13 protein-coding genes are annotated in these 13,819 nt (G+C 63.1%); 9 read left to right on the forward strand and 4 right to left on the reverse strand.

Annotated features, from left to right (window positions below):
* The first annotated feature begins 5 nt into the window (after nucleotides 1–5).
* From hemG to BACI9J_RS06615, 9 genes are all read left to right on the forward strand, one after another.
* A complete protein-coding gene (gene hemG / locus BACI9J_RS06575) occupies nucleotides 6–1,496 on the forward strand; it encodes a protoporphyrinogen oxidase (protein WP_159733687.1) in 1,491 nt (496 codons plus the stop codon).
* A 72-nt stretch (nucleotides 1,497–1,568) separates the two neighbouring features.
* Nucleotides 1,569–2,270, forward strand: a complete 702-nt coding sequence (gene hemQ / locus BACI9J_RS06580) for a hydrogen peroxide-dependent heme synthase (protein ID WP_159733688.1) — start codon at nucleotides 1,569–1,571, stop codon at nucleotides 2,268–2,270.
* Nucleotides 2,267–3,490 (forward strand): ferrochelatase, encoded by a 1,224-nt coding sequence (locus tag BACI9J_RS06585; RefSeq protein WP_159733689.1) that lies wholly within the window; start codon nucleotides 2,267–2,269, stop codon nucleotides 3,488–3,490. The genes hemQ and BACI9J_RS06585 overlap by 4 nt, the downstream gene beginning before the upstream one ends.
* Complete coding sequence (gene hemC / locus BACI9J_RS06590) at nucleotides 3,487–4,485, forward strand: hydroxymethylbilane synthase (protein WP_159733690.1); 999 nt, start codon at nucleotides 3,487–3,489, stop codon at nucleotides 4,483–4,485. Before BACI9J_RS06585 ends, hemC begins: the two co-directional genes overlap by 4 nt.
* Nucleotides 4,486–4,495: 10 nt before the next feature.
* Complete coding sequence (locus tag BACI9J_RS06595) at nucleotides 4,496–5,350, forward strand: uroporphyrinogen-III synthase (RefSeq protein ID WP_159733691.1); 855 nt, start codon at nucleotides 4,496–4,498, stop codon at nucleotides 5,348–5,350.
* Nucleotides 5,347–6,327: a porphobilinogen synthase gene (gene hemB / locus BACI9J_RS06600; RefSeq protein ID WP_159733692.1), complete on the forward strand. Its 981-nt coding sequence runs from the start codon at nucleotides 5,347–5,349 to the stop codon at nucleotides 6,325–6,327. The genes BACI9J_RS06595 and hemB overlap by 4 nt, the downstream gene beginning before the upstream one ends.
* Entirely contained in the window at nucleotides 6,327–7,445 is a 1,119-nt protein-coding gene (locus BACI9J_RS06605) for an LLM class flavin-dependent oxidoreductase (RefSeq protein ID WP_159733693.1), read from the forward strand. Before hemB ends, BACI9J_RS06605 begins: the two co-directional genes overlap by 1 nt.
* 42 nt (nucleotides 7,446–7,487) lie before the next feature.
* Nucleotides 7,488–8,807 carry a glutamate-1-semialdehyde 2,1-aminomutase gene (gene hemL, locus BACI9J_RS06610; protein WP_159733694.1) on the forward strand — a complete coding sequence of 440 codons (1,320 nt, stop codon included), beginning with the start codon at nucleotides 7,488–7,490 and terminating at the stop codon, nucleotides 8,805–8,807.
* Nucleotides 8,808–8,920: 113 nt separating this feature from the next.
* Nucleotides 8,921–10,207 (forward strand): glycoside hydrolase family 3 N-terminal domain-containing protein, encoded by a 1,287-nt coding sequence (locus tag BACI9J_RS06615; RefSeq protein WP_159733695.1) that lies wholly within the window; start codon nucleotides 8,921–8,923, stop codon nucleotides 10,205–10,207.
* 96 nt (nucleotides 10,208–10,303) lie between these two features.
* Here the strand turns inward: BACI9J_RS06615 and BACI9J_RS06620 are convergent, their stop codons facing one another.
* From BACI9J_RS06620 to BACI9J_RS06635, 4 genes are all read right to left on the reverse strand, one after another.
* Nucleotides 10,304–11,041, reverse strand: coding sequence for an amino acid ABC transporter ATP-binding protein (locus BACI9J_RS06620; RefSeq protein WP_159733696.1), 738 nt, complete (start codon nucleotides 11,039–11,041; stop codon nucleotides 10,304–10,306).
* Nucleotides 11,038–11,802 carry an amino acid ABC transporter permease gene (locus BACI9J_RS06625; RefSeq protein ID WP_201296525.1) on the reverse strand — a complete coding sequence of 255 codons (765 nt, stop codon included), beginning with the start codon at nucleotides 11,800–11,802 and terminating at the stop codon, nucleotides 11,038–11,040. The genes BACI9J_RS06620 and BACI9J_RS06625 overlap by 4 nt, the downstream gene beginning before the upstream one ends.
* Before the next feature lie 12 nt (nucleotides 11,803–11,814).
* Nucleotides 11,815–12,765 (reverse strand): ABC transporter substrate-binding protein, encoded by a 951-nt coding sequence (locus tag BACI9J_RS06630; RefSeq protein WP_201296526.1) that lies wholly within the window; start codon nucleotides 12,763–12,765, stop codon nucleotides 11,815–11,817.
* 325 nt (nucleotides 12,766–13,090) lie between these two features.
* On the reverse strand, nucleotides 13,091–13,801 hold the full coding sequence (locus BACI9J_RS06635; RefSeq protein WP_159733697.1) for a 3'-5' exonuclease: 711 nt from the start codon (nucleotides 13,799–13,801) through the stop codon (nucleotides 13,091–13,093).
* Nucleotides 13,802–13,819: the final 18 nt, after the last annotated feature.

A 13,819-nucleotide genomic window follows, 5' to 3' on the forward strand; every position in this document is an offset into this window, starting at 1 on the left:
CAACAATGCGCGGAGGGCACCCAACGCCCGCGTCAAACCCCGCAGCAACAGCTGCACGGCCACCTGCCGTGGTGGTGGGGGGCGGTATTTCCGGCCTGATCGCCGCTCGGGAACTGGCTGCAGCCGGTTCAGCGGTTACGGTCCTCGAGGCAAGCAGCGCATGGGGTGGCTGCGTGGGAAGCCACGTAGTTGCCGGGCTGCACCTGGACAGCGGTGCGGAGTCGTTTGCCACCCGGTCCTCAGCCGTAGCCGATCTCGCACGTGAATTGGGACTGGCGGACCGGATCGTAGCTCCTCACCCCGGAGGTGCCTGGGTGCAGCTTCCGGACGGGCCGCAGGAACTCCCCAAAACCGGAGTGCTCGGTATTCCTGCCAATGCCTGGGACCCCGAGGTTCGACGATCCCTGGGGCTCGCCGGAGCCATCAGAGCGTCCTTTGACCGCTGGCTCCCGGCCTCCGTAGGGACGTCCTCGGATGTCACCAGCGTTTCGGCTTTGGTTCGTACCCGGATGGGCAAAAGGGTTTTGGAGCGGCTTGTTTCGCCCGTGGTGGGCGGCGTTCATTCGGCTGACCCGGCCTTGTTGGACGTGGACATGGTGGCCCCGGGCCTGCGTGCAGGGATCCGCGCTCATGGCTCACTCGCTGCTGCTGTTGCGGCTCAACGCAAGGGCGCCTCATCCTCCTCCGGGGCATCTTCAGGTCCTGCAAAGGCGGGTTCCGCTGTTGCGGGCTTGAAGGGTGGAATGAACACCTTGGTGGATGCGCTCGTGGCTGACCTGCGGGAGCGGGGGGTGCAGTTGCTCACGGACCGGCGCGCCAGCGACGTCGTGAAGACCCGGCAAGGTTGGCGGGTCACCGCCGGGGATTCACAGTACGACGCCGGCCGCCTGGTTGTTGCCCTTGACGGCCCGGCGGCTGTGGGGTTGCTGGAGAAGTCCTTGCCTGAGCTGTCCGGCCTGCGTCCGGCTCCAGGGCCGTTGGTGAGCCTGGTAACCATGGTGGTGGACTTGCCGCAGCTCGATGACAGGCCCCGGGGGACCGGAATTCTGGTGGCGCCTGAAACCCCGGGCATCAAGGCCAAAGCATTGACCCATGCAACGGCGAAGTGGGATTGGTTGGCTGGCGAAGCCGGTCCCGGCACGCATGTCCTGCGCCTGTCCTATGGCCGGCGGGAGGAAGCAGGCGGTGGGGCGGACGTCGTCATGGATGATGAGTCACTCCTTGCTTCGGCCCTGGAAGATGCTTCCGCGTTGCTGACCGTGCCGGTATCCCGGGCGGACATTGTGGACTGGGATGTGGTGCGGTGGGCAGGTGCCTTGCCCTTTGCCGCCGTCGGTCATAAACAGCGCGTGGCGCAGGCTCGTCAGGTGTGCGCCGCTGCGGACCGCCTTACCGTGGTTGGCGGTTGGTTGGCTGGGAATGGCCTTGCTGCGGTGGTGGCCGACACCCGGACGCAACTGGCCTCGTTGCGTACCGACGGATCCCCGATTTTGTGATTTGCATCACTTCTACGCCTTGTAGAACTGTTCCGTTTCGACTTAGCGGCTGGCACGGGGCAAACTTGAACCATGAGCCACACTTCTGCCGAATCTGTCACTAAAACTGCTGAAACCGAAGAACAGTTCTACACGCTCTGGACGGTCTTCAAGCGCTCGGCCGACGTCCTGCGCAGCGGCGATGCTGCCCAGGAGTTCGAAGCCCTCGCGGAGAAGCTCGCGGAGGGCGGCGTGATCCTCCGGGGCAGCTATGACGTCTCGGCCATGCGCTCGGATGCTGACATCATGGTGTGGCTCCACGGTCCCAAGCCCGAGGACCTGCAGTCCGCAGTGCGCTCCATCCGCCGCAGCAAGCTCTTCGCCGGAACCGAGATCGTTTGGTCCGCCATGGGCGTGCACCGCGAAGCTGAATTCTCCAAGAGCCATGTGCCGGCTTATGCGCGCGGAGTCGAGCCCAGTACCTGGCTTTGCGTTTACCCGTTTGTGCGCTCCTACGAGTGGTACCTCCTTCCCACGGACGAGCGCGGCAAGATGCTCCGGGACCACGGCCTGCTGGGCCGTGAATTCCCGCAGGTCATCTCAAACACGGTCTCCTCCTTTGCCTTGGGCGACTGGGAATGGATCCTTGGTCTCGAAGCACCTGAACTGGTGGACCTCGTTGACCTGATGCGTCACCTGCGCGCCACCGAGGCACGTCATCATGTCCGTGAAGAAATCCCCTTCTACACTGGCCGCCGCGTATCGGCTGCCGAGATTGCCGAGGTCCTCGCATGACCCAGCCCGTTGTCTCCACAGCACCGAACGCCGTCACCGAGCGTGGCCGCCAGGAACCCAAGCAGTATGACGCCGTGCTGCTTGCCTCCTTTGGTGGTCCCGAAGGCCAGGACGACGTCATTCCCTTCCTCCGCAACGTCACCCGAGGCCGCGGCATCCCGGACGAGCGCCTCGAAGAGGTTTCACACCATTACCGTGCCTTTGGCGGCATCAGCCCCATCAACCAGCAGAACCGTGAGCTGAAGGCTGCCATCGAGGCAGAGCTGGCCCGTCGCGGCATCGAGCTGCCGGTCCTCTGGGGCAATCGGAACTGGGACCCGTACATCGCACCGGTACTGCAGGACGCTTACGACGCCGGACACCGCCGGATACTGATGCTCACCACCAGCATCTACTCCTGTTACTCCAGCTGCCGCCAGTACCGCGAGGACATTGGTGTTGCCCTGACCGAAACCGGTTTGGACGGCAAGCTTGAAGTGGACAAGATCCGCCAGTACTTTGACCACCCCGGCGTAGTCCAGCCCTTCCTTGAGGGAACTGCCGCGGGCTTGGAAGAGATCCGCGGCAAGCTGGCCGCCGCCGGCGAAACTGATCCGGATTCGAAGATCCGGGTGCTGTTTGCCACGCACTCCATTCCTACCCGGGATGCAGAGGCAGCGGGAAGGTCCGTGGACGAGCCCCGCGAATTTGCCGAAGGATCCGCCTACGCCGCGCAACACCTGGCCAATGCCCAGGCCATCATGGACACCGTGGCGCCGAACGTTGCCTGGGACCTGGTGTACCAGTCCCGCTCCGGCGCGCCGCACATTCCCTGGCTTGAACCGGACATCAATGACCACCTCGAAGAGATCGCCCCCGACGGCGTCCGTGGTGTGGTCATCGTTCCTCTTGGGTTCGTCAGCGACCATATGGAAGTTGCCTGGGACCTCGACACCGAGGCATTGGAAACCTGCAAAAACCTCAACATTGAAGCCACCCGTGTTCCCACCCCGGGTACTCACGCGGCTTTCGTGTCCGGCTTGGTTGATCTCATTTGTGAACGCACCGTGGAGAACAACATTGCCGAACGTCCCCACGTGACGGATCTGGGCCCTTGGTACGACGTCTGCCGCCCCAACTGCTGCGAAAACTTCCGCGGAGCAAAGCCCGTCATTTCAGAAGTTGGCGTCGGGATCGGCACTGGCCACGACGCCTACCCCGCTCCGGAGGTTGCCAAGTGACCGTTCGCATCGGCACCAGGGCGAGCAAGCTTGCCCTGACGCAGACGCAGCAAACTGCGGACCGGTTGGCGGCCGTGGGCGGCTTCCCGGTGGAGCTCGTGCACATCAAGACCGAAGGCGACGTCAAGACCGGCTCTTTGTCCCAGATGGGCGGAACCGGCGTGTTCGTGGCAGCACTTAGGGATGCCCTGCTTGCTGAGACCTGTGATGTTGCCGTTCATTCCCTGAAGGACCTGCCTACCGGCGCCGCACTGGGCCTGAGCATCGCCGCAACTCCCAAAAGGGTGGATGTCCGCGACGTCCTTTGTGCCCGTGATGGCATGAAGCTCGCCGAACTGCCGGGCGGTGCCAAGGTAGGCACAGGCTCGCCACGGCGTGCTGCCCAACTTCGGGCCGCCCGTCCGGACATTGAGGTACTTGATATTCGCGGAAACGTGGACACGCGCCTCGGTCGTGTTCCGGGCTTGCCGGGAAATGTGACCGATGAAGTTGTCCCGGGCAAATCATGCGATCTTGACGCCGTGGTGTTGGCCGCGGCCGGCTTGGAGCGCATGGGTCGGTTGGACACGGTGAGCGAGTTCTTCGAATCAGACGTCATGTTGCCCGCCCCCGGCCAGGGAGCGTTGGCCATCGAGTGCCGGTCCGCCGACGCCCCGCGCGTGGCCGGTTCCACCGGCGGGTCCAACGGAGTGCTGGCCCAGGCCCTTGCGGCATTGAACGACGACGATACCCGCCTAGCCGTCACAGCAGAACGCGCCGTCCTGGCCAGGCTTGAAGCCGGTTGTGCAGCCCCCGTGGGCGCCTACGCCTTCCGGAAGGGCAGCATGCTGCACCTTGAAGCAGCGGTCTGTGCCGTGGATGGAACCAAGACGGTCCGAGAGAAGAAAGCAACCGACGGTCTCACGGACGTCGGAGCCACGTTGCTCGGCATCGAAGTGGCAGAGCTCTTGCTCGCTGCCGGCGCCGCGGAGATCGCGGACCTTGCCGCGTCCTGATCCGAATGAAATGAGTGGGCTGGCCGGTAGGCGTGTCCTGATTACCAGGACCGCCCACCGTGCGCGCCCCTTGGCTGCGCTCCTGAGCAACCTGGGGGCGGAGCCGCTGGTGCTTCCGCTCATCGACTTCGAACAGGCCGGGGACCAGGCACCCCTTGAGGAGGCCTTGGGCCGATTGAAGGCCGGTGCCTTTGACTGGCTGGTGATCAGCAGCATCACCACCGTCCGGGTTCTGTTGGAGAAGGCCGCCCAACGCGGGATGGCCTTGGCAGACCTTGTCCCATCGGAAACCAAGGTTGCCACTATTGGCCCCTCCTCCCGGGAAGTCCTTGAATCCGTTGGCCTTACCGTTTCCTTGGCACCTACCGATGTCCAGTCAGCGGAGGGTCTCCTTGCTGCGTGGAAAGCAGCCCCGGAACGGGTTTTCCTGCCCCAAGCTGACATAGCGGCTCCCGGCCTGCGTGGCGGCCTTGCGGCTAAGGGAGCAGACGTGACGACCGTAGTGGCCTACCGCACTGTCGACTATCCGGCCCGAGCGGAACTTCGCCTGACAACGGAACTTCCATCCGACGTCGTGATTTCCGTTGCCGACGCACCGAAGACCCTCAGCCCGGAACAGGCGCGGGCGGCGCTGGACGCCGGAACCGTGGACGCCGTGGTGGCCGCTTCTCCGAGTGCTGCGCGCCGTATTGCTGCAACGTTGCAGCCACTGGGCCGTTGCCGGCTGATCGCCATTGGACGGCCGACGGCGGCGGAGGCTTCCCGGCTCGGCCTCACCGTGGCAGCCACCGCCAAAGTACCAACCCCGGACGGCATTGTGGCCGCCCTGCAAACAGTTTTCGCCAACGAAGGGAATCCGCAATGAGCTTTCCGAACCATCGTCCCCGCCGCTTGCGCACAACTCCGGCCATGCGCAGGCTCACCGCCGAGAACCGCTTGGCGCCCGCGGACCTGATCCTCCCGGCATTCATCCGGGAAGGCCTCACGGAGCCCAGCCCCATCAGCTCCATGCCGGGCGTTGTCCAGCACACCACCGAGTCCTTGAAGCGGGCAGCAGCCGAGGCCGTTGAACTGGGAGTGGGCGGCATCATGCTGTTCGGTGTGCCTGAAGTACGTGACGCGCAAGGAACCGCTTCGCTGGACCCCGAGGGCGTCTTGAACAAGGCCATCCGCGACGTCAAGGCCGAGGTGGGCGATGACTTGGTGATCATGGGCGATGTTTGCCTCGACGAATTCACCGACCACGGCCACTGCGGCGTCCTCGATTCCGAAGGCTATGTGGACAACGACGCCACGCTGGAGATTTATGGCCGGATGGCAGTGGCCCAAGCCGAGGCCGGAGCCCATGTGCTGGGGCCCTCGGGAATGATGGACGGCCAGATCGCGGTTATCCGCCAGGCGCTGGAAGAATCCGGACACAAGAACACAGCCGTCCTGGCCTACGCGGCCAAGTACGCCTCAGCGTTCTACGGCCCCTTCCGAGAGGCCGTGGATTCCCAGCTCAAGGGTGATCGCCGGACCTACCAAATGGACGCGGCCAACCGCAGGGAAGCCATCCTGGAGGTTGAACTGGACCTCGAAGAAGGCGCGGACATGGTGATGGTCAAGCCTGCCATGAGCTACCTGGACATTCTGGCCGACGTCGCAGCCATGAGCCCGGTACCTGTTTCGGCCTACCAAATCTCGGGTGAGTACGCCATGATCGAAGCGGCCGCTGCCAACGGCTGGATCGACAGGCGGGGTGCCATCACCGAATCCGTCCTCGGCATCAAGCGCGCCGGAGCCGATACCGTCCTGACCTACTGGGCCTCCGAACTGGCAGGCTGGCTGAAGGAGTCCTGATGTCCTCTCTTCCCCCCGAATCCGAATCTCCCGCCCCGTCTGAGTCTTCTGGACTTTCCGATCCTGCCGCCCCGGTGGCGGCGAACCAGATCCTGCTTGGCCTGAACACTTTCGGCGATGCCGGGGTGGATGCCGAGGGCAACCCCAAGGAGCATGCGCGAGTGCTGCGCGAGCTGCTGCAGGAAGCGAAGCTGGCTGACGCCGTCGGAATCCATGCCTTCGGTGTGGGGGAGCACCACCGCCGCGATTTCGCTGTGTCCGCACCCGAGGTCTTCCTTGCAGCGGCCGCCGCGGTTACCACAAGGATTCGCTTGGGGTCCGCCGTTACCGTACTTAGCTCCGATGATCCCATCCGGGTATTTCAGCGGTTCGCCACAGTAGACGCTTTGTCCAACGGCAGGGCCGAAGTCATGCTCGGCAGGGGCTCGTTCGTGGAGTCGTTCCCGCTGTTCGGTTTGGATCTGGCGGACTACGAAGTCCTGTTCGAGGAAAAACTGGAACTGTTTGACAAAGTCAGGGCGCAGAAACCGGTTCATTGGGAGGGGCGCACGCGGCCGAACGTCAACGGTCTGCAGGTGTACCCCAAACTTGAGCACCACCTGCTGCCCGCTTGGATTGGCGTCGGCGGCACTCCGGAGTCCGTGCTACGTTGCGCCCAATACGGCTATCCCATCATATTCGCCATTATCGGGGGCGAGCCACGCCGCTTCGCACCGTTGGTCAACCTGTACCGCGAGGCAATGGGGAAGTACGGCCACCCCATGCGCCAAATTGCTACACACTCACCAGGATTCATCGCTGACACGGACGAGGCTGCCCGCGACGAGCTTTTCCCGCACTGGCTGGAGCAGCGCAACAGGATCGGCGCCGAACGTGGGTGGGGTCCGGGGAACCGCGGTGAGTTTGACGCCATGTGCGGTCCTGAAGGAGCCCTCTACGTTGGATCGCCGGAAACCGTGGCGCAGAAAATTGCCCTGCTCAAGCGGAATCTCGGTGTGGATCGCTTCGACCTCAAATACAGCAATGGAACGTTGCCGCATCAATCCATGATGCGCTGCATTGAGCTCTACGGCACTGAGGTGGCTCCCCGCGTTGCCGAGCTGCTGGCTGCAACGTAGACCCCGCCTCACTGCTCCTGAATCACTGAAAGAATAGGAACCATGACCTCAAATACCCCCGTGTCCGATCAACTGTTCGACCGTGCACGGTCCCTGATGCCCGGCGGTGTGAACTCTCCGGTGCGGGCCTTCGGTTCAGTGGGCGGCACCCCGAAGTTCATGGTTTCGGCCAAGGGCGCCTACCTGACGGACGCGGACGGTAAGGAATACGTGGACCTCGTCTGCTCCTGGGGACCGGCGTTGCTGGGTCACGCCCACCCCGCCGTCCTCGACGCCGTGCACGCAGCTGTGGACCGTGGACTGTCCTTTGGAGCCTCCACACCGGATGAAGCCAACCTTGCCGCTATCGTCAAGGAACGGGTGTCCGCCGTCGAACGCCTGCGGATGGTGTCCACCGGAACCGAAGCCACCATGACGGCCGTTCGCCTGGCCCGCGGTTTCACCGGCCGCAACCTGATCATCAAGTTTGCCGGTTGCTACCACGGCCACCTGGACGGGCTGCTGGCAGCGGCAGGATCCGGAGTGGCAACCCTGGCTCTGCCCGGCTCTGCCGGTGTTACAGAGGCCACCGCCGCTGAAACCCTGGTTCTGCCCTACAACGATCTCGCCGCCGTCGAGGCTGCGTTCGCAGCGCACGGCAAGAACATCGCCGCCGTCATCACCGAAGCGGCCCCGGCCAACATGGGCGTCGTCACGCCGGGGGAGGGATTCAATGCAGGGCTGTCCCGCATCACCAAGGAACACGGTGCCCTCCTCATCCTGGACGAAGTCCTCACCGGTTTCCGCACCGGCTACGCCGGTTACTGGGGACTGACCGGCCGGCAGGAAGGCTGGGCGCCGGACCTGCTCACCTTCGGCAAAGTCATTGGCGGTGGAATGCCGACGGCGGCACTGGGCGGCCGTGCCGACGTCATGGACTACCTCGCCCCGGTTGGACCCGTCTACCAGGCCGGTACGCTCTCCGGAAACCCCGTGGCCATGGCCGCAGGTGTGGCAACGCTGAGCCACGCAACTCCTGAGGTCTATGCCTACGTTGATGCCCGTTCGCTGGAGCTCTCCGCTGCGCTTTCCTCTGCCCTTGATGACGCCGGCGTTGACCATTCCATCCAGCGGGCCGGCAATCTGTTCTCCGTTGCTTTCGGTACCTCTGCCCGCGGCGTGCACAACTACGACGACGCCCAGCGGCAGGAAAGCTTCCGCTACGCCCCGTTCTTCCACTCCATGCTTGACTCCGGCGTCTACCTGCCGCCGTCCGTTTTCGAAGCCTGGTTCCTTTCCGCTGCGCATGACGACGCAGCCATGAACCGGATTATTGAGGCCCTCCCTGCGGCAGCGAAGGCTGCGGCGGGCGCTACGGCCTAATTCTTCGTGATGCCCCGGCCGCACTGCTTGAAGCAGCTCGGCCGGGGCATCGTTGCTTCTCCCGGGGTAGGCTCGTAGATGGAAACCCACCCCCAACGAATTCACGGTTTACCATGCGCAATTCCCCGTCCACTGCATCCATAAGTGTCAGCATCGCCACGGCAGGAGTGCTCCTGGCAACGGCCGTTGCATGTTCCAGTGGCACAGCGAACTCCGGCCAAACCCCGGCAGAGGGGACGCCGTCGCCCGTCCCTTCTTCGCCATCGGCCGTGCCGACTCCAAGCCCGCAGGCCGCTTCACCCACGCAATCGGCGCCGCCTTCCACGCCGGCCGCTGCCTCGCCTGCACCGGCCCCGGGCACCGTGTCAGCCGCCGAGCAGCAACTCGCCGGCCTCAGCCTTGAGCAGCGCGTAGGTCAACTGTTCATGGTGGCAGCCAAGGCCACCGGCGCCGAACCCGCAACTCTGCAGGCACTCACCAAGTATCACGCCGGAAACGTTTACCTCAGCGGACGCAGCAAAGCTGGAACTGCTCCGACGGCAAACGTTGTGTCTTCTTTGACGAGTACAGTCTCCATTGCCACAACCGGCGGGGTACCACTCTTTGTTGCTACTGACCAGGAAGGCGGGTACGTCCAGGTGCTCTCCGGCCCGGGATTTTCCACGATTCCTACCGCCTTGGTGCAGGCCTCTTCCGGAGCCGCAAAGCTCCGTTCGGATGCGGCGACCTGGGGGAAGGAACTCCGCAGCGTAGGGGTCAATGTGAACCTCGCACCGGTCCTGGATACAGTGACCAGCCCGCAGTTTGCACCCTCCAACGCCCCCATCGGCCACTTTCAGCGGGAGTACGGCTATGACCCCGCCAACGTTTCGCTGTTGGGCAATGCGTTTGCCGACGGTATGAGGGATGCCGGGGTTGCCCCGGTGGTGAAACACTTTCCGGGACTTGGGAGGGTGATTCCCAACACGGATGTCAGCAGCGACGTCCGTGACACGGCCACCACACGCACGGATCCTTCGCTGGAGCCGTTTCACACAGCCATCCAGGCAGGCACCCGTTGGGTGATGGTCTCGAACGCGTACTACGACAAGATCGACCCCGCCAACATCGCACCGTTCTCACCGACCATCATGGACACCATGCTGCGCGCTGACGCAGGCTTTACAGGAATTGTCCTATCGGATGACCTCTGCAGTGCCGCGCAATTGGAGGCCTGGTCCGATGCCGATCGTGCCCTGAACTTCTTTGGTGCCGGCGGAACCATGCTGGTCTGTGCCGATCCCACAAGCATTCCGGCCATGCACCAAGCTGTGGTGCAGAAGGCCGCGGCAGACCCTTCCTTCCGCGCAAAGGTGGATGCCGCCGCCCTCACTGTGCTGCGGGTCAAGGCTGGTCAATAGGGGCGCAACGCAATGCGGAACAGCAAAGAACCCCGCCTTCTGTGAGAAGGCGGGGTTCTTTTCACCGGATTCACTTCCCGGGTATGAGGAGGTTCCTTAGAGAACGTCCGAAAGAAAGCCCTGAAGGCGTTCCGTTTCCGGGCTGCTGAACAGTTGCTCCGGTGGGCCGGATTCAACCACCACGCCGGCGTCCATGAAGGTTACGACGTCAGAGACGTTGCGGGAGAAGCCCATCTCGTGGGTAACCACCACCATGGTCATGCCTCCTTGGGCCAAGTCCGTCATGAGGGCCAGGACACCCTTGACCAGTTCCGGGTCCAAAGCGGAGGTGGCTTCGTCGAAGAACATGACCTCGGGCTTCATGGCAAGCGCGCGGGCAATCGCCACACGCTGCTGCTGGCCGCCTGAGAGGTTGGCCGGACGTGCGTCAGCCTTGTGCTTCAAACCCACCAGGTCCAACTGAGCCAGGGCTTCATCGCGCGCCTGCTCCTTGGACATGCCACGGAGCTTGCGGAGGGCCAGGGAAATATTCTCGGCCACGGTCTTGTGGGGAAACAGGTTGAACTGCTGGAAGACCATGCCGATACGGCGGCGCAGTTCGTCCGGATTGTCCTTGAGCACGGAACGTCCGTCCAGGAGGATGTCGCCCTGGTCCGGTTCGATGAGCCGGTTCATGACGCGCAGGAGCGTCGACTTGCCCGAGCCGGAAGGGCCAATCACGGAGGCCGTGGTGCCCTTCTCCACATGTAGGTCGATGCCGCGCAACACGTGGTTGCTGCCGAAGGATAGATGGATGTTCTTGGCCGTCAATGTGCCTGATGCGAATTCGCTCATGCCTGGGCTCCCTTTCCTACCACGGCTGCTGCTTCGTCCGGTTCCTTCTTCTCCGGCCGGCCGGAACGCATGCGGGCATCAATCCAGTTCACAAAGTGCGTCAGCGGGATGGTCAGCGCCAAATAGAAGATGGCAGCGGCCACGTACGGGGATAGGTTGCCGCTGTTGGCGGCAGCGTCCTTGCCGATCTGGAAAATCTCACGCTCCGTGGCCAAAAGACCGAGCATGAACACCAGCGAGGATTCCTTGATCAACGCAATGAACTGGTTTACCAAGGCAGGAAGAACCCGACGTATGCCCTGGGGCACCACCACCAGGCGCATGGACGAGCCGTAGCTGAACCCGAGTGCACGGGTGGCTTCGAGCTGGCCCTTGTCCACGCTCTGGATGCCGGAACGGAAGATTTCACCGATGTACGCGCCGGACATCAAGGACAAAGCAGCGATGGCCATGGGGTATGGGCTGGTGGACCCTGTCAGTTCGCGAATGATCGGACCGAAACCGAAGCCGATCACCAGAATGGTCAGCACCGGAGGAAGCCCGCGGAGAATGTCCGTGTAAATGCGGGCGACCCACCGGGCTGCTGCGTTCCGGGAAATCCCCATCAGAGCGAGCAGCATCCCAAGTGCAGTCCCGATGATGCCCGAGACGACCGCCAGAACGATGGTATTGGGCAGGCCGACAGCGAACATCTTGGGGAGAACTTCGCCTATTGCCTGCCAGTCAAAGAAGGACTCGGCCAGTTGATTGAGGATATCCATGGAACGCCCTGGTTACTTGGCGGGGAGCTGGACGGCCTTGCTGCCCGGCTTCCAGCCCTGGGGGGTCTGCTCGGCAGCAGTCGGACGGTCCTTGTACCACTCGGCCGTGAGCTTGGCCCAGGTACCGTCAGCAATGACAGCATCCAAGCCGGAGTTCAAAGCGTCGATCAGCGGCTTGTTGTCCTTGTTCACGGCGTACGCGGTGAAGTTCTGGGTGTTGACAACCTTCTCGGCGATCTTCGTGTTGTCGCCTTCCTTGACCTGGCCATCGGCCTGCTGGGAAGGAGCAACCCAAGCGTCGATCTGGCCGTTCTTCACGTTGCCGTAGACCGTGTTGTAGTCAGGGAAACGGACGGGCTCGATCTTGAGCGTGTTCGTCATGTAGTCATCCTGGACGGTGCCCTGGACGACGCCGATGCGGAGGCCTTCCTTGACGTCGGCGAAGCCGGTGATCTTGGAGTCGTTCTTGGTGACGATCGCCATGTAGCCGAAGTCGTAACCGTTGGTGAAACCGACCGTCTTGCGGCGGGCATCGGTGGTGGAGATCGAGGAGGATCCGACGTCGAACTGCTTGTTACCCACCTGGGACAGGAGCGCCGAGAAGTCAGTGGAGGCGAACTCGACCTTCAGGCCCAATTTGTCGCCGATGGCGCGCAGGAGCTCATTGTCGTAGCCGGTGAATTTACCGGAAGGGTCGATGAAGATGTTCGGCGGGGCGTCAGAGAGGGTGCCCACGCGCAGGGTGCCGTCGGTGATAAGTCCCAGCTTGGACTTATCGATCTTGTCCAGCGGCGTTACGTCCGCGGTAGTGAACGTGTCCAGCGATTTCTGGTCGCTGCCGGCCAGCGCATCGGTGGGCGAGCCGCTGGGCTCGGAGGTTCCTCCGCCGCATGCTGCCAGGGAAATCACCAAGGCTGCGGCCACGGGGGCAACAGAGAGCCACTTAGGGGCTTTGAATTTCATAAAGAAATCACTTTCATCGGGTCACGGAGACGTTTCACGGTGGGCGGGGAATGTGGCAACCGAGAGGAGGTTGGCTGCCCTAGCAGACTTCAACCCGCCAAACTTAATTATGTCACCAGCCCACCAACGCACGTTGAATCGAACAAACGGTTGCTTACACCCGATTTACTCGAATAATGTTGAGGCAACCGAGTCCGTGAGCTACGGACTATTTCGGCAGGGTGGACAAGCGTGGAATCCGCGAGCCAATAAGCCCTGCTTGGGAGTGCCTGAAGTTCCTGTGACTTGCGTCGCAGAACGTCATGATGAGGGAAAGTCCGTCGGCCTAGAAGCCGCCCCGGCTTGCATCCTCAGGAGGAAGAACCGGCCACTCGCCCTCAATCACGGCGGTGGGCTTGCTCCGACGCAAGTACTGCTGGAAATCAGCGGCCTGGGATGCCGCCCAGTCTACTTGCAGCTGGTGCAGTGTGGAGGCCGGCATCTGCAGCTTGGGGAACTTGCCCGCCATGGCATCCAAGACCCGGAGCGTAGCCAAAGCGTCCGCAGCGGAGGTATGCGCGTTGGTCAGATCAACCCCGTACTCCTCGCATAGCGCGGTCAGGGTGCGCTTTCCCTTGCGGTAGCGGTCCACCTGCTTGTTCATCACGTAGGGGTCCAGCACGGGAAAGCGGCTCAATTGAGGAACGCCGTAGCGGGCGGACTCGGCTGCCAACACCGTGAAGTCATAGCTGGCATTAAAGGCAATGACGGGAGTGCCGTCGTCGAACAGCCCTTGGAGTACCCCGGCGACTTCCCGGGTGACTTCTGCTGCCGGGCGGCCTTCAGCGCGGGCCTTCTCCGTGGAAATTCCATGCACCTCACTGGCTTCGAGCGGGATCTCCACGCCGGGATCCGCCAACCACTCGTGCTCTGCGATGAGCTCGCCGTGGTCATCCACAACAGTGATGGAAGCGGTGACGATCCGCGCTGACCGCGAATTCTTCCCGGTGGTCTCGAGGTCGAATGCGGCACGGGAGAGGGTGTTCCAGGAGCTCATATGTTCAAGCTACCGGGT

Source organism: Arthrobacter sp. 9V (assembly GCF_902506065.1).
GTDB lineage: Bacteria > Actinomycetota > Actinomycetes > Actinomycetales > Micrococcaceae > Arthrobacter.

Coding starts and splice junctions, on each gene's coding strand:
- hemG (WP_159733687.1), top strand. CDS start 6: ATGCGCGGAGGGCACCCAACGCCCGCGTCAAACCCCGCAGCAACAGCT.
- hemQ (WP_159733688.1), top strand. CDS start 1,569: ATGAGCCACACTTCTGCCGAATCTGTCACTAAAACTGCTGAAACCGAA.
- BACI9J_RS06585 (WP_159733689.1), top strand. CDS start 2,267: ATGACCCAGCCCGTTGTCTCCACAGCACCGAACGCCGTCACCGAGCGT.
- BACI9J_RS06595 (WP_159733691.1), top strand. CDS start 4,496: ATGAGTGGGCTGGCCGGTAGGCGTGTCCTGATTACCAGGACCGCCCAC.
- hemB (WP_159733692.1), top strand. CDS start 5,347: ATGAGCTTTCCGAACCATCGTCCCCGCCGCTTGCGCACAACTCCGGCC.
- BACI9J_RS06605 (WP_159733693.1), top strand. CDS start 6,327: ATGTCCTCTCTTCCCCCCGAATCCGAATCTCCCGCCCCGTCTGAGTCT.
- hemL (WP_159733694.1), top strand. CDS start 7,488: ATGACCTCAAATACCCCCGTGTCCGATCAACTGTTCGACCGTGCACGG.
- BACI9J_RS06615 (WP_159733695.1), top strand. CDS start 8,921: ATGCGCAATTCCCCGTCCACTGCATCCATAAGTGTCAGCATCGCCACG.
- BACI9J_RS06620 (WP_159733696.1), bottom strand. CDS start 11,041: ATGAGCGAATTCGCATCAGGCACATTGACGGCCAAGAACATCCATCTA.
- BACI9J_RS06625 (WP_201296525.1), bottom strand. CDS start 11,802: ATGGATATCCTCAATCAACTGGCCGAGTCCTTCTTTGACTGGCAGGCA.
- BACI9J_RS06630 (WP_201296526.1), bottom strand. CDS start 12,765: ATGAAATTCAAAGCCCCTAAGTGGCTCTCTGTTGCCCCCGTGGCCGCA.
- BACI9J_RS06635 (WP_159733697.1), bottom strand. CDS start 13,801: ATGAGCTCCTGGAACACCCTCTCCCGTGCCGCATTCGACCTCGAGACC.